Here is a 21,747-nt window from a genome sequence, read left to right as displayed (position 1 = left end):
CGTTTTTTAGTCTAGCATCAGATAAATCTCAATTTTGTGTAGATATCCATAAATTTTATGCAGATCAATCCGAATTTCGTGAAGAGTTCCCCACTCATATATTGAAAATCATAAAAAACGCTCAACTTTATTAAAAAGTTGGGCGTTTTTTACTACATATAGCCTAGCCCAAGTCTGTCCCCACTTCCGCGTCCAAAACATAAGCTATTACAAGCAAAACTAAAAAAGGCGGAGAGAGGTATGGGACTATTCATAAATAAGAATGAGCATCCGGAAGTTTATAAGAATAATCAAACGCTTAAGGAACCAAATCAGGTTTATTCACGGCGGGATTTCCTTACCGACCTTATGAATGAACAGGAAAAAGCAAATAAATCACTCAAACAGGCTCTAAACAACCTCCATGTTCGTACTATTCATCAAGAGGAAGCACAGGATATACATTGGAAAAAGGTCGACGGTCAGCTAAATGATTTGAAAAACAGCAACCTAAAGCAAAAGGACATGGAAGACCAAATGATGCAGAGCTTACAGGCCATTCATGAGAAAAATGCACAGCTAGAGACCATGTTAGAAAAGGAATCCGTGTCGAGATCATCTTTAACGGACCAGGTCAGTCAGTTAAACAAAAGCTATCAGGAAATTGTCAGCAGGCTGGAACGAAGTGAAGAGGCCAACCAGCAGATTGCCTTAAAGATGCAGGAACAGCTGGAATTGCAAAAAGAAACAGCAGAAAAAATCACGAAACAAGAGGAGTTTCATGGCGGAGTGTTAGAGCGGCTTGATACTCAGGAAGCACTACTAGACAAAATCGCACGGCAAGTGAACCACATTCGTTCCATCCTATTTGAACGGACCAATTACCTGGCTGAAAAAATTGATGACGGCTATAAACTCACTTCTTCCTATGTTTACAAATTAATGACTGGCTCGGAGCAACCGTTAACGTTTTTCTTATTGAATCATAAGAAGGAAGAAAAACTAGAGGAACTCGAATCAGTCAATCAAAAAGAAGGTTCACCGCTAGAATAATAAGCGGTGAACCTTCTTTTTAATCATTTTAAAAATAATTTGGAAATAAAATTCCAAAATTATGACCAAAATATATATGTTAATAAAAACCAAAGGAGGCTGCCTATGACCAATATATTTGAATCCCTAAAAGACCTTTTTGCACCAATGGCAGACGGTGAGAGAAAGAATCCCTTACATATTGGAGAAGTGAACCACTTTTGGCTGTTACTTACCTTAGTAGAAGAAGGTATTATGATATTTGAACTAGGGCTAAATACGACAACGGATGATCAACTAATTCATGCCTTTACGAATGGACACCAATCCGCAAAAGACGTTAGCGAGCGCCTGCGTGCATTCTTTGTCAATGAAGGTATTCCACTGCCACCTTCCTCTCAGGATAAACCCAAATCAGATCCGAATGCTGTTCCACTTGGGGTAAAATATACCGATGAGGAGTTAGCAAATTTAGTATCTGCTAAGGTTGCAGCTGAGATTACGCTTATAGGTCAAGGAATAGCTTTGTGTGTAAGAAATGATGCCTGCAAAATGTTTTTTGAAATACAATTTGAAATATTTAAGTATGGCTCTTCGCTTAAAAAATTGATGCGTGAACGTGGATGGCTAAAGGTCCCTCCCTATTACTATCCACCAGGATCGCCAAACTAAACAAAAACCGTTCATGCCATCATATCCGGCATAAACGGTTTTTTAGTGAATATTAAAATTCACCTTTATTAAAGATATCTGTTAACACAGGAACAATTTGTTTTTTACGAGAAACAACGCCCTTTAGTGTAGCTGTATTATTTGAAAGAGTAACATTGTAAGCTTTTTCCACAGCAGCAGCCTTGCTTCCTAATGCTAAACCAACAGAATCATTTGTTAAAATATCTGTTACAACAAATAGGAATAAATCAAGATTCTTTTCTTCGATGATTGAAGAAATAGACGCTTCTATTTCTGCTTGGCGAGCAAGAACATCTGCCGTGTCAACCACGTTTACTTGCGCGATTTCCACTTTGCTTGAACCCATTTCAAAGCCTTTTGCATCAAGGCTTAGAAGTTCACTGATTGATTTGTCACGAACATCTGCCCCTGCTTTCAACATTTCAAGTCCGTAGCTTTCCGCATCTACACCAGCAATTACTGCTAGTTCACGTGCTGCTGCGACGTCTTCAGGTGTGCAGGTAGGTGATTTGAATAGTAATGAGTCAGAGATAATTGCTGATAACATCAAACCAGCGATCTCAGGCTTAATTTCTTTGCCATTTTCTTTGTACATTTTATTTAGAATCGTTGCTGTACATCCAACAGGCTCACAACGGTAGTATAACGGATCGCTTGTTTCAAAGTTTGCAATACGGTGATGGTCGATTACTTCTAATACACGAACATCCGCGATATCGTTAGCACTTTGTTGGCGCTCATTGTGGTCTACTAAAATAACGGAGTTAACCTCAGCAGCCACTGCTTCTACTAAACGAGGTGTCTCAGCACTGAATTGAGTAAGTGCATATTGTGTTTCACCATTAATTTGACCTAGGCGAACTGGTTCAACGTCCATGCCTAATTGTTTTTTTAAATCTGCATATGCAATAGCAGAACAAATTGTATCTGTGTCGGGATTTTTATGACCAAAAATAAGTACTTTTTCCATGTTACTACTCCTAATCGTATGATATTATGTAGGACAAGCCCAAACAGATGGCAATGACCCCATCAAAAATTATATATTATTCTGTTAGAGGATTCAAAACAAAAACCGCCCAGAACACAATAAATCCTACATCTCTATAAAAAGGAATCTAATGAATACCCATTGGCTTCGAAGCTTTGTCTCAACCGTAGGATTGCTCGTGAATGGATTTGAGAAATTCTTCCTTTTGTGAGATTCAAGACTTCTGAAATCTCTACTTGAGTTAACCCCTCATAATATAATAATGAAATGACTAATCTTTCTTTTTCTGGCATTTTATCAATACATGCAGCCATCATTTGCTTAAAATCTGCCATTTGTAACCTTCGGTCATGGTTACTAGTGTTATCATCCTTAATCTGATCCATTCTACTTTGCTGTTTCCCTTCATCTTCGCTGGAATTCAACGGTTCATTAAGTGAAAGCAGCGTGGACACTGATAAGGCAGCCATAGCTTGGTCAACTTCTTCCAGAGGCATGCTCAAATATTGGCTAAGCTCCTCTTCAGAGGGAGACCTCATTAGATTTTGCTCTAACTCCCGAAAAGCACTGTTTAGTTTTTTGGCTTTATCTCTTAGCCCTCTGGGTACCCAATCCATTTGACGGATCCCATCCAGCATGGCTCCCTTAATTCTCCACAAGCCGAAAGTTTCAAATTGATAACCCTTTTTGTAATCAAATTTCTTAATTGCTTCAAGCAAGCCTATATAGCCTAACCCAACTAAGTCCTCTTTCGGAATAATACGTTGCGGGATACTAAGACTCATTCGATTAGCCATTTGCTCAACCAAATACATGTATTGTTTGACTAAATGTTCCTGTGACCTTGAATCGTGCCCCTCTCGGTAGCTTCTCCACAATAAATCATGCAGTTTGGTTTCGTTAATATCTGTTTTCAACGTTTATCCCTCCTTTTCTTGGGTTTACATTTGCGGAATGAGTTTTTTAGGATGATCGATCTTCCCCTTTATGTAACGAATGCAGGGGAATTTGTTGGAACAAAATATCTTCGTTGTTTAATTCACCTAATAGTTCTTCCTGTGCCTGCTCCAGGACATCTTCTGTAAATTGTTCATGGATTAGGTTTGAGTTATTCTCTAATTTTTTTACATTCATTTGACTTAAAATGAATCGTAAAATATAGCCTATTAGAAAGAAAAATAGAAATCCAAAAATTGCTCTTAAGATGGATGTTTGCCATATGTTATTTGTAATTGAAAAAAAGTAGGTAAGTAGAAATGCTATAGTCCCTAATAATGTATTAACTTTCCAATTCAATTCCATAGGCCCCCCCTTTTACATTGTTTTACCGAGTGAAAACATTTTTTCAAAAAATCCCCGAATCCCTTTGGTTTGTTCTTTTGATGATTCTTCAGACTGAGGTAAAAAGGAATTAACAATTTGTTTAATGTTCTTAGATGCTTCACAATTAGGATAAGTCATAAAAAATGGCGATTGAGCTCTTACAGATTGTCTTACATGTGCATCTTCCATCAAAAAACCTAATGTCACTAATTTAAATTTTAGAAAACTACTAGTAGCATTTTTTATTGCTCTAGAAGTGTCAACAGCTTCTCGATAAGATTGCGCGCGATTCACTACCAAGCGAAAATTGGGGGTTTGCTTCGTAAACTGAATGACTGTTTTTAAAACCGCATAGGAATCGGCAATAGCAGTCGGTTCCGGTGTGGTAACCAATATGGTTTCATCAGATGCTAAAATAAAATCTACTAATTCCTTTGATATCCCGGCACCTGTGTCTAGTAGAATAAAATCTGCATAGGTTTGAAGTTCCTGAATTTGACTCCAAAAATACGAAAGTGTATGTGGGTCTAACTCCATTAGGTCTTGTATTTCAAGTCCTCCGGAAATATAATCGATTCCAGCCGTTCCTTTTTCTAATACGTCCCAAATTGACTTCTGACGATGCAGAACATCTGCTAGACTATTACGTGGCGTAATCCCCATTAATATATTAATATTTGCAGTCGATAAGTCTAAATCCAAGACTACAACCCTTTTACCGACTGCATTTAAACCTAGAGCAAAGTTAAGGGTGAAATTTGATTTTCCTACCCCACCCTTACCACTGGTAATCGTTATAACACGAGCAGAGTGTTCTTTTTCTTGTTGAACATTAAATCGATGCATGTATTCTCGTAGACTTTGTGCTTGGTCCATTTTAAAGTTCCCTTCCTAATAGGTATTTCGCAAGCAAAGTCGCATCGATGTTCGTAATATCTTCAGGAACACTTTGTCCATTTGTGATGTATGCTAATTGATATGGATATTTATAGGCAATATTAAGAATCGAACCATAACTGCTCGTTTCATCAAATTTAGTAAGGATCAATTTTTTTATTGGGCTTTCTAAAAACTCATCTAACAATATTTCCATATCCTCAAACTTCGTAGTCATACTTAAGACTAAATAATTATCACTTTCCAAAGGATGATTTAAGAATTGATTAATGGATTTACGGTATTCCACTTCTTTATAGTTGCGTCCAGTTGTATCCATATAAATCAAATCATAATGTTCCAACTTTTTAAGCGCTGACCCTAACTCATCTACGGTACGCACCACTTCAACAGGTACATTTAAGATTCCAGCATAGGTTTTTAATTGTTCAACTGCAGCAATCCGATAGACATCCGTCGTAATCATTGCCACTCTCCGCTTTTGCTTTAGCACCTGTTCAGTTGCAAGTTTTGCAATTGATGTCGTTTTTCCTACACCTGTAGGCCCAATGATATTAATCATGCGCGTTCTCTCGTTAACTATATTTGAAACGGGTAGTTTCTTTTGAATAATTTCAATAATCATTGCCGAAAGCTCAGTTTGAATAATGTCATCCGCCAAATCAGCCTTTGACTCATTTTTTAATAGAATACGATTCACTAGGTCCCCTACAACTTCATCATCCACACCTTGCTTTTTCAAACGTGTGACCCAATTATTCAGATTAGGCGGTAGTCCCTCATCTTGTTTGCCATTCATCATGAAGGTCATCATCATTTTTTTCATCTGTTGTAACTCATCGAGTAAAGGATTTTGCTCTTCCATTGCCTTTGATGACACAGATACTTTTTTTTCACTTTCTTGAGACTTGGTGGGTGTTGTAGAAGGAATAGGTTTTTCTGTTCCAACCGGATTTTTTGAATAATAATTATATAACCCTTGAGGATTCCTATGAAACCCTGATATAGTCTCTTCTTGTTCCTCAGATTCATTTTCAATTTTGTTTATATTTAAGAGTGGTTTTTCTGGCTTTTCCTTTAATTCCAGTGCAAATTTCGGCTCTGCAGTAGGGCTTTTCTTTTCCATAGCATAAGCAGTCACTTCATATTTTTGCTTTGAAAAAAGACCAAAAACACCACCTTTTTTGATTGTTCTTGTATTAACAATAATTGCGTTCTCACCTAATTGCTGACGCACCATTTTTAAAGCAAGGGGCATAGATTCTGCAACGATTTTCTTTGTTTTCATATATTGACCACTCCTATACTTTGGATCTCAACATTAGGTTCCAGTTCCGTATAAGCAAGAACAGGTACTGTAGGCATGATTTTATCAACAAATTGCTTTAAATACATCCGAATATTTGGTGACGTTAGAAAAATCGGAAGACCACCGGCTTTAACTACCCGCTCAATTTGCTCTTGCAAAACTTCTGTAATCCTTCTCGAAGTTTGTGGATCCATTGAAAGGTAATAACCCCCAGCTTCTGTTTGTTGAATAGAATCCGAAATACCTTTTTCTAATGTGGCTCCAGCAGTCAATACATTAATCACGCCTCCTTCTGAATATTGCTCTGTAATTTGGCGTGTTAAGGATTGGCGTACATATTCCGTTAATACTCTAGGTTCCTTTGTATATACTGCATAGTCAGCTAATGTTTCGAAGATAGATGCTAAATCCCTGATGGATATCTGTTCACGTAATAAATTTTGTAAAACCTTTTGGATATCTCCTACTGACAGCAACCCAGGAACGAGTTCTTCCACCAAATTAGGGTGCGTTGCTTTTAAATTCTCAATTAATTCTTTCGTTTCTTCTCTACGAAGCAACTGATAAGCATACTGCTTCAAAACTTCTGTTAAATGAGTAGCAATCACTGAAGGAGGATCAACAATCATATATCCCATGAGTTCTGCCATTTGTTTGGCTTCCATACTTATCCAAGTAGCAGGGAGACCGAATGCTGGTTCAATCACTTGAATACCATCTAATTCTTCTCCTTCTCCGCCTTGATTCATAGCTAGAAAATGATCCAGGTATACTTCACCTTCCGCAATGCGGTTACCACGAAACTTTAAGACATATTGGTTTGGTGTTAACTGTAGATTGTCGCGAATCCGAATCGTAGGGATGACCAATCCTAGTTCAAGTGCAAATTGTCTTCGAATCATGACAATGCGGTCAAGAATGTCTCCACCTTGTTTTTGATCAGCCAATGGAATTAACCCATAACCAATCTCTAGTTCAAGTGTGTCTAGTTGAAGCAAACTAATCACTTTCTCTGGATTGGTAATATCATCCTCTGCCGCATCCATTTCCACTTGCTCATTTAGAAGTTCTTCCTTCTTGGCAGTTTTTTGTATAGAATATGCACCATAAGCTAGTATTCCAGCCACAGGGAGTGTTAAAAAGAGTCCAATTGGTGTAAATAATCCAAGCAAAAATATAGTTACTGCAACAATATATAGCAGCTTAGGATAGTTGAAAATTTGCTGCATTATATCCGAACCTAAACTGCCATCTGTTGCTGCCCGAGTCACTGTTATCCCAGTCGCCGTAGAAATCAGCAACGCAGGGACCTGGCTAACTAATCCATCCCCTACAGATAAAAGAGTAAAAGTACTGGCAGCTTCAGCAAAGCCCATACCATGAATGGACATACCGATAATAAAACCACCAATAACATTGATTAACAGGATAATAATACCTGCTATTGCATCCCCTTTTACAAATTTACTGGCACCGTCCATTGCTCCATAGAAATCTGATTCCATCTCAATTTTCCTACGTCGTGCACGAGCATCTTGTTCACTGATCAATCCTGCATTCATGTCGGCGTCAATACTCATTTGTTTACCAGGCATCGCGTCCAATGTAAAACGAGCAGCTACTTCTGCTACCCTTTCCGAACCCTTGGTGATAACAATAAATTGAATAACGACTAGAATTAAAAAGACGATAAAACCGATAACCGGACTACCACCAATGACAAACGATCCAAAAGTCTCGATTACCTTCCCGCCATCTGCCTTTGATAAAATCGAACGTGTGGTAGACACGTTTAGCGCTAAGCGAAATAATGTTGTTATTAATAGTGCTGTTGGAAAAATTGAAAAATCTAGTGGTTCTTTCGTATTCATAGCCACTAATAAAATCATCAATGATACACAGATGTTGAAGATTAATAGAAAATCCAATAGTATTGTTGGCAATGGTATAATCATCATCGTGACGATCAAAATGACAACAATGAATACGGAAAACTCTTTTATTTTCATGCCATCATCCCCTTATGCCGACCTTCTTGATAGTATACATACGCTAAAATCTCCCCCACCGCATTAAACAGTTCTTCTGGTATTGGCTGTCCTATTTCCACTGCTGCAAAAAGAGCACGAGCCAATGGTTTATTCTCTATTGTCATTATTTTATTTTGCTTAGCAATTTCTTTTATTTTTAAAGCAATATGATCTTTACCTTTGGCAATGACTTCGGGAGCTTCCATCGTATTAATATCATAACGAATGGCAACTGCGAAATGCGTTGGATTGGTAATGACCACATCCGCTTTTGGAAGCTCTGCCATCATTCGATTCATGGCCAATTGCTGCTGTCTGGCTCTCCTCTTTCCTTTAATCAAAGGATCGCCTTCCATTTTTTTATGTTCATCCTTTATATCTTGTTTTGACATCCGGATTTTCTTTTCATGTGAAAACCATTGATAGAAATAGTCAGCCGCTGCCAAAGCTACCAAACAGATTCCTATTGTCATCCCAATTTTTATCGTCAATGAGCCTATAAACCTTGCAGAATCAAAAAGACTTTTTTCTCCAATAGAAAATAATTCATTTTTTTGATTCCAAATCATTAAAAACACAATCAACGAGGTAATAACAATTTTTAAAATTGATTTTATTAATTCTACAACCGAACGCATAGAAAAAATTTGCTTTGCACCTTGTAGAGGGTTAAGCTTTCCGAAATTCATTTTAATCGACTCAAGATTAAACATGAACCCTACCTGAATATAGTTGGCAAGAACACCTGCAACAAGGACAATTGCAAGAAAGGGTCCTACTAATTTTGTAACATCCCACAGGAGCTGATTAAATAAAAGCTGAGAGCTTGAAATTGAAAGATCCCAAAGTAAATATTCTTGGAAACTATGCCGGTATATGTTTAAACATCCCTCAAGAAAACTTTTACCAGCAACCATGAAAAAGCCGAAACTAAGTAGAAGTGTAAGGGCTGAAGATACTTCTGGACTTTTCGCGACCTGCCCTTTTTTTCTCGTATCCCGCCGTTTTTGCGGTGTGGCTTTTTCCGTTTTTTCACCAGAAAATAATTGCAAATCTAAACGAAGAAGCATCCTTACACCCCCATTATTTTCATGATTTCAGACATAGAACCAAACATGTTTTCGAATAGTATTTTTAATAAATAGAAGAAGCTGGGTAAAATGAATATATAGATAAAAAAGTGTATTAATATTTTCATAGGTGGAAACACCGCAAACAGGTTCATTTGTGGCACCGTTCTTGCGATAATTCCTAATGCTACATCCACGACAAACAATGTACCTATTATAGGCGCTGCCATCATAAATCCGATCAAAAACATTTGTTGAAGACAATCCAAGATAAAAGATGCGAGTTTGCCATCGGTAAATGCTGGTACTGAATCTTGAAGTGAAATCCAATCAAAACTTGCTAAAACCCCTTGTATCAATAGATGGTGTCCATTCGTCGTTAATAAAACTAACAAAGCAAGAGCATTCTGCAAACGTCCAGTAAGTTGAGAATTTGTCCCAAACGTAGGATCAAAAAGACTAGCCATTGAAAAACCAATTAATACATCCATTATTGAACCGGCCATTTGTACTGCATATAGGAGAATATTCCCCACCAATCCTAGTACAATACCAACGATAAACTCTTTGAGTATTAACATTACAAGCTTTGACTCTGGCAATGATTCAATAGGTTCATTTACGATTCCCACGCAGAGAATACTTAGGAATACACTAAAACCAATCTTGTAATGTGTTGGTATTTGACGTCCTGAAAATAATGGAGCTGTGACCATAAATGTCGTGATGCGTACAAAAATCAGTAAAAAGGTCCACAAAGAAGAAGCATCCATAACCATCATTTACCCCACAAATTGAGAAAGATTTCCTAATAAACTTTGTGTAAAATCAAGAACGTGACGCAGCATCCACGGTCCAAAAAATAAGATTGATAGGAACACTGCCACGATTTTCGGAACGAATGCAAGTGTCTGCTCCTGTATTTGTGTGGTAGCTTGAAAAATACTCACGAGTAAGCCAACTATTAATGCAATCCCTGCCACCGGAGCGATTACAATGAGAATCGTATATATTGCTTCCTGAGCAATTCGTAAAATTAGTTCGGTAGACATTTATTACACTCCCTCTTTTAGAAACTAACGAGTAATGATTTAACAATTAGATGCCATCCATCTACTAAAATAAATAATAGAATCTTAAACGGCAGTGAAATCATTACTGGCGGGAGCATCATCATCCCCATTGACATCAAGACACTCGAAACAATCATATCGATGACTAAGAAAGGAATAAAAATCATAAATCCCATTTGAAAAGCAGTTTTCAGTTCACTAATTGCATAGGCAGGTACGAGTGCTGTTAGTGGAATATCTTTAATTTGATTCGGTTTTTCCATCTTGGCATACTCCATGAATAGTGCTAAGTCCTTTTCACGCGTATGTTTAGCCATGAATACCTTTAACGGATCACTCGCCGATTCAAACGCTTCCTGCTGTGTCATTTTACCAGCTAAATAAGGTTGCAGTGCGTTATGGTTTATTTCTGAAAAAGTCGGTCCCATTATAAAAAATGTCATAAATAACGATAAACCAATTAACACTTGGTTTGGTGGTATTTGCTGAGTACCTAGAGCATTTCGTACAAATCCAAATACTACAATAATACGAGTAAAGCTTGTCATTAAAACCAAAATAGCCGGTGCGATCGACAATACCGTAATCAACATAATGATACGCATTGTATTAGACACTTTGTCTGGATCACTTGATCCTAAATCAATTCCAGGCAATATGGTGCCGGTTGGACTTGCTGCATGTGCGACAGAGATGAATCCAAGTGAGAGGAGTGGAACAAGTATGGAAATTTTTCGTTTCATTGTTCCTATTCCTCCCCGTTTTCATGATGCATCTTTTGTAAATGTTTGCGAAATACACTATCCCAAATTTTTTTAGAGTCCTTCGGAAACCATTTCGGTGTATTGCCTTCAGCAGCTTGATTTTCGTAGCTTTCTAGAAGGTGTTGATACTCTTCTCCTTGAGAAATGGTGCGAATCAATGTTACATCCTCGCCAACACCTACAACGTATATGGTTTGACCAATAAGTAGGATCTGCATTGAACGGTTATTACCAAGGTTGTGCCCACCTATAGGGAGCACTGGTCCATTTGTTTGTAGTAAACGCCCTCGTTTTGATAAAAAACGTAATAAAAGAAATAAAAGGCCAATAACCAAAATAAACGAGATTATAAATTTTATAAGTAAGGGGAATAAAGAAGGTGATTGACTATCCTCGACTTTTGCCGTTGAAGGAGATGTTTTTTTATCCCCTTTCTGAATAGAATCATAGACGGAAGGCTCGCCGCTTGATGATGTACCAGCGGCAAAACTTGTGGATTGAAATGAAAATAGATAAAAAAACATAACTAAAAACAACATGGTGCGTTTCATGATTTTCTCCTTCCTTGGAGTTATTTCTACTTGTTTAATTCGCCAGTAATCTGCGCTGCTAATTTCGCATCGATTTTGGCAATTTCGGTTAAGATTTGAGAACGGCTGCTAGTGCTGATTTTTTTCATAATATCCATTGCCACAATAGAATTGGTCCCCATCATGGATTGAATAATAACTGCCGATTGAGCAGGCGGCATTCCTGCTATCGTATCTGATAACGTTTTTGTTGGATTTTCTTCTTGTAAAGCAAGTTCATGTACTTGTTGTTCAAAAGTTAAGGACTCAGTCTCACTAATTGAAGCAATTTCTTTGAGCAACATCGTTATTTCTGCAGCCTTTTTCGGGTCCTTTATTCCTCCGATAATGCTACTTTGATGTTCTTGGTCCAGCATCCTAATTGTTAGTGCAGCATCTTCCAAAGGCATAGCTTCAAAAATAGCAGCTGCTTTTGATGCAGACATATTGGTGTAAATACCAGCTACTTGCTTCATTTCCTCTTGTGACTGTTGAGATTTTTTTTCTTTTAATTGATTTTGTAAATCTGCATTCTCTTGTTTTAATTCCCCTAATGCATTTTGATTAGAACTAAGTTCCTTTTTTAATTTTGATAGTTTTTGATCTAAATCTTTTACATCTGATTGACTTTTTAAGTACTTATTTTTCCATTCATCTGCATTATCGGGCTTTTGAGCTTCAGCAGAAGGAGGATCATCGATCAGTTGATTAACCAATGGAAGTGCATTTCCCCATTCCTGAAAGGTTTTTACAACTGGAAAACCCATAAAATTCAACAAAAAGGCAACTAAGATAACAGTAAACAGTAACGGAATAATACCAATGTAAAAAATATTTGCTAGTTTTGAGCGGTGTTTCTCTTCCATTTGTTTCTCTCCTCATATCCTTCGTGAGTATCGAAGGATGGCCATTTCATCTAACATGGCTTGCTCTTTTCGATCCATTTGCTTTTGAAAAGCTTCCTTGGACTTCGCTTTCCACTGGTTCCACATTTTTGCTTCTTGTGATTTCTCGATTAGCAATTGGTGTTTTTCTTCCACTTTCTTATGAATAATCTGTGATTGATTTTCCAACTGTTTCATCTTAAGATTTACATGTTCAATTTCTTGTTGGACTTCTAATATCTCCCACACTGTTTTGCGATGGACTTGATTATATTGATTAAAAATTTCATCCTTTACCATTTCTAAACCTTCAATTTGTTCCTCAATTTGGGTTTGTTGAAGTTTTACAGTACCATATTCCTGATGTGCAATTTCTTTCTCATTTTCTTTAAAATCAAGCACTTTCTGAAAGGAAAAGTTAAATTTCATCGCATGATCGCTCCAAATTGTGAAGTTAAGAAGGATTCTGAATCCTCTAAGTTAGAAGTTTCATAGATACCTTGACGTAAAAAATGATCCATTTGTGGCTTTAGACGCATCGCCAAATCAATCTCACGGTTTGATCCTTTTTTATATGCTCCGATATTAATTAAATCTTCTGCCTGATTATAGGAAGCTAATAGATTTTTAAAATTACGGGCAGCGTGTAGGTGTTCGTCAGAGGTTATTTCAGTCATCACACGGCTAACACTGTTTAACACATCAATTGCAGGGAAGATTCCTTTTGCACCAATTGAGCGATTCAAAACAATATGACCATCTAAAATTCCTCTCACTGCATCAGCAATTGGTTCGTTCATGTCATCCCCATCTACCAAAACCGTATATATAGCTGAAATGGATCCCTTTGGACCAGTTCCAGCACGTTCTAAAAGCTGTGGCAGCATGGCGAATACTGAAGGTGTATACCCTTTAGTCGTCGGCGGTTCTCCAATGGCTAAGCCAATTTCTCTTTGTGCCATGGCAAACCGAGTAACAGAATCCATCACAAGCATCACGTTCATTCCTTGATCACGGAAATATTCTGCAATAGAGGTAGCCGTTAGTGCTCCTTTTATTCGAATAAGTGCTGGCTGATCGGATGTAGCTACAATAACAACCGATTTTTTCAACCCTTCTTCACCAAGGTTTTGTTCTATAAAATCGAGAACTTCCCGCCCTCTCTCTCCAATTAAGGCAATGACGTTTACATCAGCTGTAGTATTTCTTGAAATCATTCCAAGCAGTGTACTTTTACCGACACCACTTCCGGCAAAAATACCCATCCGCTGACCTTTACCCATTGTGAGTAAGCCATCGATTGTCCTTACTCCTACCCCTAGTGGCGAATGAATACGAGGCCTGGTTAGTGGATTGGGTGGTATCGCGTGAGTAGGTACTTCCTCTAATCCTAATGGAAGTGGTTTGCCATCAATGGGCTGGCCTAGACCATCTAGAATTCTGCCCAGCAGCTGACGGCCTGCTTTCACCATCATCTGTTTCCCGCTAGCGACAACGTCACAACCAGGTCCGATCGACCGTACTTCACCAAGAGGCATGAGAAGCACCTTATTTTCCCTAATGCCGACGACCTCAGCTTGAATAGGAACTTGTGAATTTGTTGGGTATATCGAACACAATTCACCAATTCTTACATCAGGACCTTGTGATTCAATGGTAAGTCCAATAATTTGGGTTATTTTACCATTCACTCTTACCGGATCCACACTACGAATAAGCTTGGCATAGTTTTCAACTGATAACACTACTTTCCGGCTCCCTTCTCGCTTCTAGAATGACCTTTTTGATCTCTTCAATTTGTGTATCAATACGTGCATCTACACTGCCATATGCAGTTCGAATAATACACCCCTTGGTAGAAACAGAATGGTCCGGAATAATTTTTATTTCAGTTTCGCCATTTACGACAGCAACAAGATGAGCTCGTTGCGATTGGATAAAATCAAAATCATCAGGATGAACACAAATGGTAATAAATTCTTTTTCTTTAAAACGAAGAATATGTTGTTTAATTAACTCAACAAACTGATTTTGATTACTGGTTAATTCCGTCTTAATTATATGCGTAGCAATCACCGTACTTAACTCCAGCAAAAATGGTTCAGCCTCTGAAATAATGGCTGCTTTATGTTCGTATGCTTGTTCCAACAAGAATTGAACCTGTTCCATTTTCCCTTGAAATTCTCTTAAAACTTCAAACTCAGCTTCTTGTTTTCCTGTGGTGTAACCTTCCTGATAACCTTTTTGTTCAGCCTCAAGAGATAAATCCTCAAGTTTCTGATGATTTTCATTCCACCACTGGCTAATTTTTTCTTCTGCTGCTGATTCTAGTAAACGGGCATTTTTCTCTGCATTTTCTAAAATGGCTTGTGCTTCTGCTTCAGCCTCTTGAATGATTTGCTGCAGTTGAATATGATTCACCGCATCAATAGCCTCATGATGCGGTGTCTCTTGGTCGTAACGATTAATAACTATCCGTGGTTGAGAAATTACTTTTTTTTCTTCAAGTACCGATAGATTGGAAGACTTAAAAACCTTAGAATAAGACGTCATCCGAACCACCTCGAGCTATAACAACCTCACCGGAATCCTCTAAACGGCGGATAATAGAAACGATTCTTCCTTGTGCTTCCTCCACATCCTTAACTCTAACCGGTCCAAGGTACTGCATTTCTTCTTCGAACGTCTCGACCATACGTTGTGACATGTTCTCGAAAATAACCTTTTTGACTTCTGCACTTGAGGCTTTCAAGGCAAGAAGTAAATCCTGATTTTCCACTTCTTGGATGACGCGCTGAATTGCACGTTTATCCAATGTAATGATATCCTCGAATACAAACATCCGTTTTTTGATTTCATCCACAAGTTCAGGGTCCTTCGATTCAAGCTGTTCAAGAATGGTCTTCTCCGTTGTTCGATCAACACCATTAAGGATGCTGACAATGGACTCAATTCCTCCAACCACAGTAAAATCATGACGAATCGTCGATGCCAGCTTTTGTTCAAGAATATTTTCTACTTCCTTAATTACTTCAGGGGAAGTTTGTTCTAATACTGCTATTCTCCTTGCAACATCTGATTGTAATTCTTCAGGTAAAGAAGAAAGAATCATCGAAGATTGCTGCGGCTCTAAATGAGCTAATACCAATGCAATCGTCTGCGGATGCTCATTTTGAAGAAAATGATAAATTTGCATGGCGTCCACACGACGAGCAAAATCAAAGGGTTTCACTTGTAATTGTGTCGTTAAACGATAAATAATCTCCTGTGCACGGTCTTTACCTAATGCCGACTCTAATACATCTTGTGCATAGCTAATACCACCCATTTGCAGGAAGTCTTGTGCTATACACATTTCATGGAATTCCTTCAACACTTCTTCTTTTTCTTTCTGATCCACCTTCTGAATATTAGCAATCGCGAGGGTTAATTGATCAATCTCTTCCTCAGGTAAATGCTTAAATACCTTGGCAGAGCCCTCCTTGCCCATCGCAATAAGCAATATCGCTGCTTTTTGTTTTCCAGTCAACTTTAGTGCTGTAGCCATGGGACTTAAACCTCCTCGTCATGTATCCATGTTCTAATAACTTTTGAAAAATCTTCCGGTCTTTGTTCAAGTAGCTTTTTCAATTGACTCTCCACACTCATATCCTGCTCAGCAAAATAATCCGCTTCTTTAACTTGTCCAGTTGCTGATAAATCAAGTTCATCTTCCATTTCCGCTTGCTTATGTTTTCTTCTTCGTAATAACATCCAAATTAGTCCTCCAAGTAATAGGAGTCCTCCAGCAGCTGAAGCGCCGATTAACAGCCAATTTTGTGCAGATGCACTTTCCACAGCCGTATTTTTTGCAAATGAATGAGGAAAAACAGTAATTCGCTGATCAATTTCTTTTTGGGTTAGGTTTGGATGTCCCAGTGCGGTACGAACTGTATTGGCCACAATATTTCTGATATTATCTTGTGTGGCTTTTGATAATGTATTGGCTTTAGCTGAATCCGGCTCTACACCAACATTAATAGTAATATCCTCTATTTGATAAGGGCTTTTTATGATTTCGTTATTGATTCTATTCACTTCATAATTGACCCTATTTTCAGACTCTTCATAATTGCTTTCGCCACCAGAATTAGTCCCAACATATCCAGGAACATCGGTTTCACCTGTTCCAACTACCCCGCCAGGATTTGAACCTGTTCCATTGTAAGACTTGGAGGTTTTCTCTGAACTGATTGCAATGCCGTTATTATTATCATCGGTAGGCTTAACTAATTTTTCTTCTGTTTTGACTTTATCAAAATTCATTTTTACAAACGTATGAACAAAGACTTTCTCCGTTCCAAGTATATTGCCCAATAAACCTTGAAGATCCTGCTGAATATCCCGTTCAACATCTTGTTGCACCTTGCGTTGTTCATCATATTTATCCAAAGCTTGGTCATCATTTTCAGGATCTGCCAGTGCCAATGTCTCGCTATACTGATTCATAATAGTGATGTTTTCTACCGGCAAGTTAGGGACACTGCGGGAAACTAGAGTATATAAAGCCTTTATTTGCTGGGAACTTAGCTTTTCACCCGGTTCAACTTCTACCATTACTGAAGCACTTGCTTTTTGTTCATCCTCTTGTCGGACAAAGACTGAATTCTCAGGTAAGGTCACAATGACCTCCGCGTTTTTAATTCCAGCCACATGTTTAATCACTTCAGCTACTTGATTTTGCATCGCTTCACGTTCAAGAATATCGTACTGTCTGTCAGTTGCTCCAAAAGAGAGATTTTGACCAAAAATATCGTAGTTAATTTTGTTGTCTTTTGGATACCCTTTGGATGCAAGACTGACTAATAAATCAGGGGCATCCTTTTTAGGCACTTCTATACTTGTTCCCGTGTCGGAAAGTTTGTACTCTGTGTAGCCTTCCTTGTCCAATTCTGCTTTTATGTCCCCAACTTCCCTTTGGGATAATTGACCAGTGTATAACGGTACAAATTGAGGTCGTGACGCAAAGAAGATAAAGGTAGAAAGGGCAACTAAAAGAAATAAAAATGTCCCTACGATGAGTCCTTTTTGTTTTGAACTTTTGGAGTTCCACCAACTGCCAAATAGCTCTCCTGTATGTTTAAGTTGATCTATCCATGATCGTTTCATTTCTCACCCTGCCTAGCTTTCTATCATTCTTTAAAATTGCATCCGCATCATTTCTTGATAAGCCTCTACTGCCTTATCCCTAATAGTAACGGTTAGTTCTAAAGCAACCTTCGCCTTTTGTGATGCAATCGTTACATCATGTATATTATCAATTTCCCCTGCCGCAGCTTTGACGGTTAGATCCGAGGCTTGCTTTACTGTATTATCGACGTTTTCCAGGTAACCTTTAAGCACGCCCGAAAACGAGTTTGATGTGGAACCCGATTCCACATTTTGAATAGGATTTTGATTAATTTTGATCAGTCCACTATTTATACCAGAAACGTTCATTTATGCTTCCCCCTAACGGCCTATTTCTAAAGCCTTTAACATCATTGATTTTCCAGTATTAAATGAAGTGACATTCGCTTCATATGCTCTTGAGGCAGCCAATAAATCTATCATTTCCTTTGATAGATCAACATTTGGCATCATGACATAGCCATCCGCATTCGCATCAGGATTGGATGGGTCAAAGACCATTTTGAATGGTGTCTTGTCATTAACTATCCCTGAAACTCTAACTCCTTGGAGCTGGGATTGTGATTGTTTTTCCATTGCCCCTTGTAAAATTTGGTTAAATGATTTTTCTCTTGGTTCCATCATCACCATTTTTCGTCGGTAGGGTTCCCATTTTCCATTTACAAAAGATCCTCTTGTCGATTCTGCATTCGCAATATTGGAAGAGACAACATCCATTCGTAGACGTTGTGCGGTCAAGGCTGATGCACTAATATTTAACGAATCAAACATGTTCCTTAACTCCTTCCTTTAATCGCTATAGATAATTGTTGAAATTCACTGTTAATTTGTTCCGTAAGTGTGTAATACCAGAGTGAATTTTTTCCCATGCGAGTCATTTCTTCATCGACATCTACATTGTTCCCGCTGTTTTGCATGACGGTATTCGTATTCTCAACAACGCTTGCTGAAGGTATTATTGATGGTCTACCAATGACCATATGACGGGCATCGGAACGATTTCCTTCAAAATTTGTTTGATTAGTTAAGTGCTTTTTCAGTATATCTTCAAAAACTACTTGTTTTGCTTTATATCCAGGAGTTTCAGCATTTGATATATTATTAGAAATCACCTGTTGGCGTAAACTGGAAGCATCTAATGCCTTTTGTAGGAGGTTAATATTAGTCAACTTTCTCCTCCTCCTTTCCACCTATAAAACTTTGACATTTTTCGATAAATATCAACAAAATTATTAACATTCAATCATCAATATACTATAAAAAAGGTATTTAAATCTACACTTTTTTTACATAGTAAAAGTGTGTTATAGGAACATTATTTGTATATCAAGCTTTTAACTGGCCAAAAAACTTACTCACGCCTGTAACCCAATGATTATTCAGATTAGTAGGGTCATTCTCCGCACCAACAGGGGCATATTTTCCAGCAATTTTAGTTATGCTTGTTAGCCCCATTCCAAGATAATTCTTACTTATATTTCGAGCCATATCCATAATGCTTTCTTCAATAGAGGAATAGGATCTTAACCCATTTTTCCCCATCATTCCAGCAATGTTATTTTTAACATTGGCTGCTTTTGATGTTCCATTGCCCGTTTCATGTTGAGCAATAGCTGCCAATAAGGCTGGATCTACATTATATCTTTGTCCAGCTTGAATAAATGCTTCTCCCATCCCTTTCAACTTTCCGCCAAGCACTTGATTAATTTTTTCTGCACCTATTGATTGAAAACGTAAAGATTCTGTTGAGTTAGACGCAAAAGATTCCATTCCCAAATTTGAATTTTCATTGGTAAAGTTCATGTTTTCTATAAAAGAAGGAAACATGGGTTGGATGGAAGATGGTGCATCGCCATTCATCATTTCATTTAAAACCGATGTAAAAAGGTTCGCAAATTCAGAATTAGTCGTCCCCATTTGTGAAGATAATTTTTCATTACGGGACAATGTACTAGTTAACATAGTTTTGGTAAACCAATCATCACCTATTTTCAACGGAAAGCTCCTTTCTTCTGCATCTTTATATTCTGATAAGTCCATAGAGAAAAAGAAGCGTGACTACGATTAATGCATCCGTGGTCACGCACAAGTATGTGTCAAACTTGACAACATTTTAAATACGATTGCATTAAATAGCACCTTCTAAAATCTTGCTTACATCACCTAAACATTCTTCCGTAAGCATTGAAATGCATGTTAGCTGACCATTTTCAATTTTCCCTTCAACTAGGACAATCGTATTGGTATCATTTTCTTGTTTCATTGCAAAAATTTGTTTCCCCATATAAACTACATTTTTCACAATAAAATAGGACCGATTGATTGGGTATCCAAGCGTTATTTTAATTGGATACTTAAAAAACGGTTTCTTCTTTTTAAATTCCATTAAATTTAAAATCTTACTGTTTGCACGTTCGTCTGTTTTAATTTGTTGCAGGAACATTTTTTTCCTCTCCTTAACCAAATGTTAAAGAATATAAAAATAACCCCGCCTTTTCGAAGGGGGGTTAACAGACAAAAAACATCTTTCAGTTGGGTATAGAAGTCCTATACCTTTGTAGACATTTTATACCTAGGTAAAACACCCTATCTTTTAGGCAGCTGGCTGGCATAGTGATATTCTCCTTAGCCCCTTTAGCTTTGCGCCACTGATTTTCACCAGTTTTGCCTTGATCGAGATTCAATGTTTTTAGTATCTAAATAATCTCTAATCAAATAATAGAATGTTTTAACAATATCGAATATCCGACCATTTTCCTATTTTTGTCGAAAATACTAGGTATTTAGTCCTTAATTATAGAATATTACGTAGATTCATTAAAAATTATGTCATATATTGTCATTTAATCAAATTTTTACGACTAAAATCTATGACATTTTACCTTTTGGAATCTAAAAAGATTCCATTCGTTTGTTTACTATAAGTCCTATATTGTTGAGAGACAAGTTTTTGCTTCTTTTGCTGATTAATAAGGCTTTCTGTTTCTTTGAGATTTTTCTCCAGTAATGGAGCCATATGCTGGTCTAGCAAATAGGTATCTTTTAACAATTGCTGCTCTATTAAAGTATACACATAATTCTTTTCGTGGTTCTTTTGCGCATCCACTCTACTCATTAATGTCTGTCTGTCATTAAGTTGTTTTTCAAATTCCTCATAATTTTCTTCTTTTAAGGAACTGCACATCTTAAGTGTTATTTCATAAATACTTCTTAGTATTTCTTCCATTTTTATCTCAGACCTTAGCTTTTTATTTTGGCTTGTTTCATTGCAGTTGACCAGGTATCCGATAATTCGACAGCGAATCCTTCAACTTCATCTAGTAGTTCCAAATTCTTATTAAGATTCGCTTCGATTAACCGGGATTTCATATAATCATACATAGTAAGTAATTGTTCTGCTACACTATATTCTTTTTTTAAGGTTATCATTAATTCACTTAAAATATCCTGTGCTCTTAAATTATAGTTATTGCTATCTTCAAAGTTGTTATTTTTTAGTGCTTCTTTAGATAATCGAATAAATTTGACTAGCCCTTGATATAACATAAAGGTAAGATCTTCTGGTCTTGAAGTTGTGACAGCTTGTTTTTGATAGGTTTGATAAGGATTATTTAAAACCATGATTGATTACTCCTTTTTCATTCACACATTTTCGTCTATAAATGATTATCGGATAAACTATGTAATAGTTAAGTTCTTTGAAAAAAAACATAACAAAAAATATAAATAAATGGGTCTGTTAAACTTGCCTGTTGATTTCCGCTCCAGGCACTTCGCTTTCCGTGGGTGTTTCGGCGAGCCTCCTCGGCGCATGCGCCTGCGGGGTCTCCCCTGAACCATACTCCCACAGGAGTCTTCGTGCCTTCCGCTCCAATCATCAGGGTATAAAAATTAACACTGTTCTTTAAGATAGCCAATTAATTTGGATCCTTATAGTTTAACGCCCTCTCACTATCACCATAGC

The 21,747-nt window shown here is 37.5% G+C and carries 26 protein-coding genes and 1 riboswitch; of the genes, 2 read left to right on the top strand and 24 right to left on the bottom strand.

Annotated elements, in window-relative coordinates; genetic code table 11:
• The first annotated feature begins 240 nt into the window (after positions 1-240).
• Together ABES03_RS24410 and ABES03_RS24405 are read left to right on the top strand one after the other, a co-directional pair.
• Positions 241-1,032, top strand: a complete 792-nt coding sequence (locus ABES03_RS24410; protein ID WP_430121598.1) for a hypothetical protein — start codon at positions 241-243, stop codon at positions 1,030-1,032.
• Between the two features lie 105 nt (positions 1,033-1,137).
• Positions 1,138-1,683, top strand: a complete 546-nt coding sequence (locus ABES03_RS24405) for a DUF3231 family protein (protein WP_430121596.1) — start codon at positions 1,138-1,140, stop codon at positions 1,681-1,683.
• A 52-nt stretch (positions 1,684-1,735) separates the two neighbouring features.
• On the opposite strand, the gene ABES03_RS24400 is transcribed toward ABES03_RS24405, so the two are convergent.
• The 24 genes from ABES03_RS24400 to fliS form a co-directional block, all read right to left on the bottom strand.
• The gene (locus ABES03_RS24400; RefSeq protein WP_430121594.1) at positions 1,736-2,674 is read right to left on the bottom strand and encodes a manganese-dependent inorganic pyrophosphatase; all 939 of its coding nucleotides are present in this window, start codon (positions 2,672-2,674) and stop codon (positions 1,736-1,738) included.
• Between the two features lie 134 nt (positions 2,675-2,808).
• Positions 2,809-3,612, bottom strand: a complete 804-nt coding sequence (locus tag ABES03_RS24395; protein ID WP_430121592.1) for a sigma-70 family RNA polymerase sigma factor — start codon at positions 3,610-3,612, stop codon at positions 2,809-2,811.
• Between the two features lie 46 nt (positions 3,613-3,658).
• A complete protein-coding gene (locus ABES03_RS24390) occupies positions 3,659-3,997 on the bottom strand; it encodes a hypothetical protein (protein WP_430121590.1) in 339 nt (112 codons plus the stop codon).
• Between the two features lie 12 nt (positions 3,998-4,009).
• Entirely contained in the window at positions 4,010-4,894 is an 885-nt protein-coding gene (locus ABES03_RS24385; RefSeq protein WP_430121588.1) for a MinD/ParA family protein, read from the bottom strand.
• A 1-nt stretch (position 4,895) separates the two neighbouring features.
• Complete coding sequence (gene flhF / locus ABES03_RS24380; RefSeq protein WP_430121586.1) at positions 4,896-6,203, bottom strand: flagellar biosynthesis protein FlhF; 1,308 nt, start codon at positions 6,201-6,203, stop codon at positions 4,896-4,898.
• On the bottom strand, positions 6,200-8,233 hold the full coding sequence (flhA, locus tag ABES03_RS24375; protein WP_430121584.1) for a flagellar biosynthesis protein FlhA: 2,034 nt from the start codon (positions 8,231-8,233) through the stop codon (positions 6,200-6,202). The genes flhF and flhA overlap by 4 nt, the downstream gene beginning before the upstream one ends.
• A complete protein-coding gene (gene flhB, locus ABES03_RS24370; protein ID WP_430121582.1) occupies positions 8,230-9,324 on the bottom strand; it encodes a flagellar biosynthesis protein FlhB in 1,095 nt (364 codons plus the stop codon). The genes flhA and flhB overlap by 4 nt, the downstream gene beginning before the upstream one ends.
• Positions 9,325-9,326: 2 nt before the next feature.
• On the bottom strand, positions 9,327-10,106 hold the full coding sequence (gene fliR / locus ABES03_RS24365) for a flagellar biosynthetic protein FliR (protein WP_430121580.1): 780 nt from the start codon (positions 10,104-10,106) through the stop codon (positions 9,327-9,329).
• Positions 10,107-10,376, bottom strand: a complete 270-nt coding sequence (gene fliQ / locus ABES03_RS24360) for a flagellar biosynthesis protein FliQ (protein WP_430121578.1) — start codon at positions 10,374-10,376, stop codon at positions 10,107-10,109. It lies immediately after the preceding gene.
• A gap of 17 nt (positions 10,377-10,393) precedes the next feature.
• Positions 10,394-11,140, bottom strand: a complete 747-nt coding sequence (gene fliP, locus ABES03_RS24355; protein WP_430121576.1) for a flagellar type III secretion system pore protein FliP — start codon at positions 11,138-11,140, stop codon at positions 10,394-10,396.
• 5 nt (positions 11,141-11,145) lie between these two features.
• Positions 11,146-11,712 carry a flagellar biosynthetic protein FliO gene (locus ABES03_RS24350; protein WP_430121574.1) on the bottom strand — a complete coding sequence of 189 codons (567 nt, stop codon included), beginning with the start codon at positions 11,710-11,712 and terminating at the stop codon, positions 11,146-11,148.
• Between the two features lie 26 nt (positions 11,713-11,738).
• Positions 11,739-12,596: a MotE family protein gene (locus ABES03_RS24345; protein WP_430121572.1), complete on the bottom strand. Its 858-nt coding sequence runs from the start codon at positions 12,594-12,596 to the stop codon at positions 11,739-11,741.
• A gap of 12 nt (positions 12,597-12,608) precedes the next feature.
• Positions 12,609-13,043, bottom strand: coding sequence for a flagellar export protein FliJ (fliJ, locus tag ABES03_RS24340; protein ID WP_430121570.1), 435 nt, complete (start codon positions 13,041-13,043; stop codon positions 12,609-12,611).
• On the bottom strand, positions 13,040-14,359 hold the full coding sequence (gene fliI, locus ABES03_RS24335; RefSeq protein WP_430121568.1) for a flagellar protein export ATPase FliI: 1,320 nt from the start codon (positions 14,357-14,359) through the stop codon (positions 13,040-13,042). Before fliI ends, fliJ begins: the two co-directional genes overlap by 4 nt.
• Positions 14,346-15,167 (bottom strand): FliH/SctL family protein, encoded by an 822-nt coding sequence (locus ABES03_RS24330; protein ID WP_430121566.1) that lies wholly within the window; start codon positions 15,165-15,167, stop codon positions 14,346-14,348. Before ABES03_RS24330 ends, fliI begins: the two co-directional genes overlap by 14 nt.
• On the bottom strand, positions 15,151-16,161 hold the full coding sequence (gene fliG / locus ABES03_RS24325; RefSeq protein WP_308079687.1) for a flagellar motor switch protein FliG: 1,011 nt from the start codon (positions 16,159-16,161) through the stop codon (positions 15,151-15,153). Before fliG ends, ABES03_RS24330 begins: the two co-directional genes overlap by 17 nt.
• Before the next feature lie 5 nt (positions 16,162-16,166).
• Positions 16,167-17,762, bottom strand: coding sequence for a flagellar basal-body MS-ring/collar protein FliF (gene fliF, locus ABES03_RS24320; protein ID WP_430121564.1), 1,596 nt, complete (start codon positions 17,760-17,762; stop codon positions 16,167-16,169).
• A 30-nt stretch (positions 17,763-17,792) separates the two neighbouring features.
• Positions 17,793-18,092: a flagellar hook-basal body complex protein FliE gene (fliE, locus tag ABES03_RS24315; protein ID WP_308079689.1), complete on the bottom strand. Its 300-nt coding sequence runs from the start codon at positions 18,090-18,092 to the stop codon at positions 17,793-17,795.
• Between the two features lie 12 nt (positions 18,093-18,104).
• Positions 18,105-18,554, bottom strand: a complete 450-nt coding sequence (gene flgC, locus ABES03_RS24310) for a flagellar basal body rod protein FlgC (RefSeq protein WP_430121562.1) — start codon at positions 18,552-18,554, stop codon at positions 18,105-18,107.
• Positions 18,555-18,559: 5 nt separating this feature from the next.
• Positions 18,560-18,952, bottom strand: coding sequence for a flagellar basal body rod protein FlgB (flgB, locus tag ABES03_RS24305; protein WP_430121560.1), 393 nt, complete (start codon positions 18,950-18,952; stop codon positions 18,560-18,562).
• A gap of 157 nt (positions 18,953-19,109) precedes the next feature.
• Positions 19,110-19,778 (bottom strand): glucosaminidase domain-containing protein, encoded by a 669-nt coding sequence (locus ABES03_RS24300; RefSeq protein ID WP_430121558.1) that lies wholly within the window; start codon positions 19,776-19,778, stop codon positions 19,110-19,112.
• A 133-nt stretch (positions 19,779-19,911) separates the two neighbouring features.
• Entirely contained in the window at positions 19,912-20,226 is a 315-nt protein-coding gene (locus ABES03_RS24295) for a hypothetical protein (RefSeq protein ID WP_430121556.1), read from the bottom strand.
• Between the two features lie 150 nt (positions 20,227-20,376).
• A riboswitch (cyclic di-GMP riboswitch) is annotated at positions 20,377-20,462 on the bottom strand.
• 199 nt (positions 20,463-20,661) lie between these two features.
• A complete protein-coding gene (locus tag ABES03_RS24290; protein WP_430121554.1) occupies positions 20,662-21,009 on the bottom strand; it encodes a hypothetical protein in 348 nt (115 codons plus the stop codon).
• A gap of 14 nt (positions 21,010-21,023) precedes the next feature.
• The gene (gene fliS, locus ABES03_RS24285) at positions 21,024-21,404 is read right to left on the bottom strand and encodes a flagellar export chaperone FliS (protein WP_430121552.1); all 381 of its coding nucleotides are present in this window, start codon (positions 21,402-21,404) and stop codon (positions 21,024-21,026) included.
• Positions 21,405-21,747: the final 343 nt, after the last annotated feature.

This window comes from Neobacillus rhizosphaerae, assembly GCF_050477885.1.
Lineage (GTDB): Bacteria > Bacillota > Bacilli > Bacillales > Cytobacillaceae > Neobacillus > Neobacillus rhizosphaerae_A.
The sequence above is the reverse complement of the archived record's forward strand: the minus strand, read 5'-3'. Positions and strand labels throughout refer to the sequence as shown.

What these genes read in the sequence shown, in the direction of transcription:
- flhF (WP_430121586.1), bottom strand. Translation starts at nt 6,203, where the DNA reads ATGAAAACAAAGAAAATCGTTGCAGAATCTATGCCCCTTGCTTTAAAA.
- fliS (WP_430121552.1), bottom strand. Translation starts at nt 21,404, where the DNA reads ATGGTTTTAAATAATCCTTATCAAACCTATCAAAAACAAGCTGTCACA.
- ABES03_RS24410 (WP_430121598.1), top strand. Translation starts at nt 241, where the DNA reads ATGGGACTATTCATAAATAAGAATGAGCATCCGGAAGTTTATAAGAAT.
- flhB (WP_430121582.1), bottom strand. Translation starts at nt 9,324, where the DNA reads ATGCTTCTTCGTTTAGATTTGCAATTATTTTCTGGTGAAAAAACGGAA.
- ABES03_RS24345 (WP_430121572.1), bottom strand. Translation starts at nt 12,596, where the DNA reads ATGGAAGAGAAACACCGCTCAAAACTAGCAAATATTTTTTACATTGGT.
- fliJ (WP_430121570.1), bottom strand. Translation starts at nt 13,043, where the DNA reads ATGAAATTTAACTTTTCCTTTCAGAAAGTGCTTGATTTTAAAGAAAAT.
- ABES03_RS24400 (WP_430121594.1), bottom strand. Translation starts at nt 2,674, where the DNA reads ATGGAAAAAGTACTTATTTTTGGTCATAAAAATCCCGACACAGATACA.
- flgC (WP_430121562.1), bottom strand. Translation starts at nt 18,554, where the DNA reads ATGTTTGATTCGTTAAATATTAGTGCATCAGCCTTGACCGCACAACGT.
- fliF (WP_430121564.1), bottom strand. Translation starts at nt 17,762, where the DNA reads ATGAAACGATCATGGATAGATCAACTTAAACATACAGGAGAGCTATTT.
- ABES03_RS24390 (WP_430121590.1), bottom strand. Translation starts at nt 3,997, where the DNA reads ATGGAATTGAATTGGAAAGTTAATACATTATTAGGGACTATAGCATTT.
- fliE (WP_308079689.1), bottom strand. Translation starts at nt 18,092, where the DNA reads ATGAACGTTTCTGGTATAAATAGTGGACTGATCAAAATTAATCAAAAT.
- flhA (WP_430121584.1), bottom strand. Translation starts at nt 8,233, where the DNA reads ATGAAAATAAAAGAGTTTTCCGTATTCATTGTTGTCATTTTGATCGTC.
- fliQ (WP_430121578.1), bottom strand. Translation starts at nt 10,376, where the DNA reads ATGTCTACCGAACTAATTTTACGAATTGCTCAGGAAGCAATATATACG.
- ABES03_RS24290 (WP_430121554.1), bottom strand. Translation starts at nt 21,009, where the DNA reads ATGGAAGAAATACTAAGAAGTATTTATGAAATAACACTTAAGATGTGC.
- ABES03_RS24350 (WP_430121574.1), bottom strand. Translation starts at nt 11,712, where the DNA reads ATGAAACGCACCATGTTGTTTTTAGTTATGTTTTTTTATCTATTTTCA.
- ABES03_RS24330 (WP_430121566.1), bottom strand. Translation starts at nt 15,167, where the DNA reads ATGACGTCTTATTCTAAGGTTTTTAAGTCTTCCAATCTATCGGTACTT.
- ABES03_RS24295 (WP_430121556.1), bottom strand. Translation starts at nt 20,226, where the DNA reads ATGTTCCTGCAACAAATTAAAACAGACGAACGTGCAAACAGTAAGATT.
- ABES03_RS24405 (WP_430121596.1), top strand. Translation starts at nt 1,138, where the DNA reads ATGACCAATATATTTGAATCCCTAAAAGACCTTTTTGCACCAATGGCA.
- fliR (WP_430121580.1), bottom strand. Translation starts at nt 10,106, where the DNA reads ATGATGGTTATGGATGCTTCTTCTTTGTGGACCTTTTTACTGATTTTT.
- ABES03_RS24385 (WP_430121588.1), bottom strand. Translation starts at nt 4,894, where the DNA reads ATGGACCAAGCACAAAGTCTACGAGAATACATGCATCGATTTAATGTT.
- fliP (WP_430121576.1), bottom strand. Translation starts at nt 11,140, where the DNA reads ATGAAACGAAAAATTTCCATACTTGTTCCACTCCTCTCACTTGGATTC.
- fliG (WP_308079687.1), bottom strand. Translation starts at nt 16,161, where the DNA reads ATGGCTACAGCACTAAAGTTGACTGGAAAACAAAAAGCAGCGATATTG.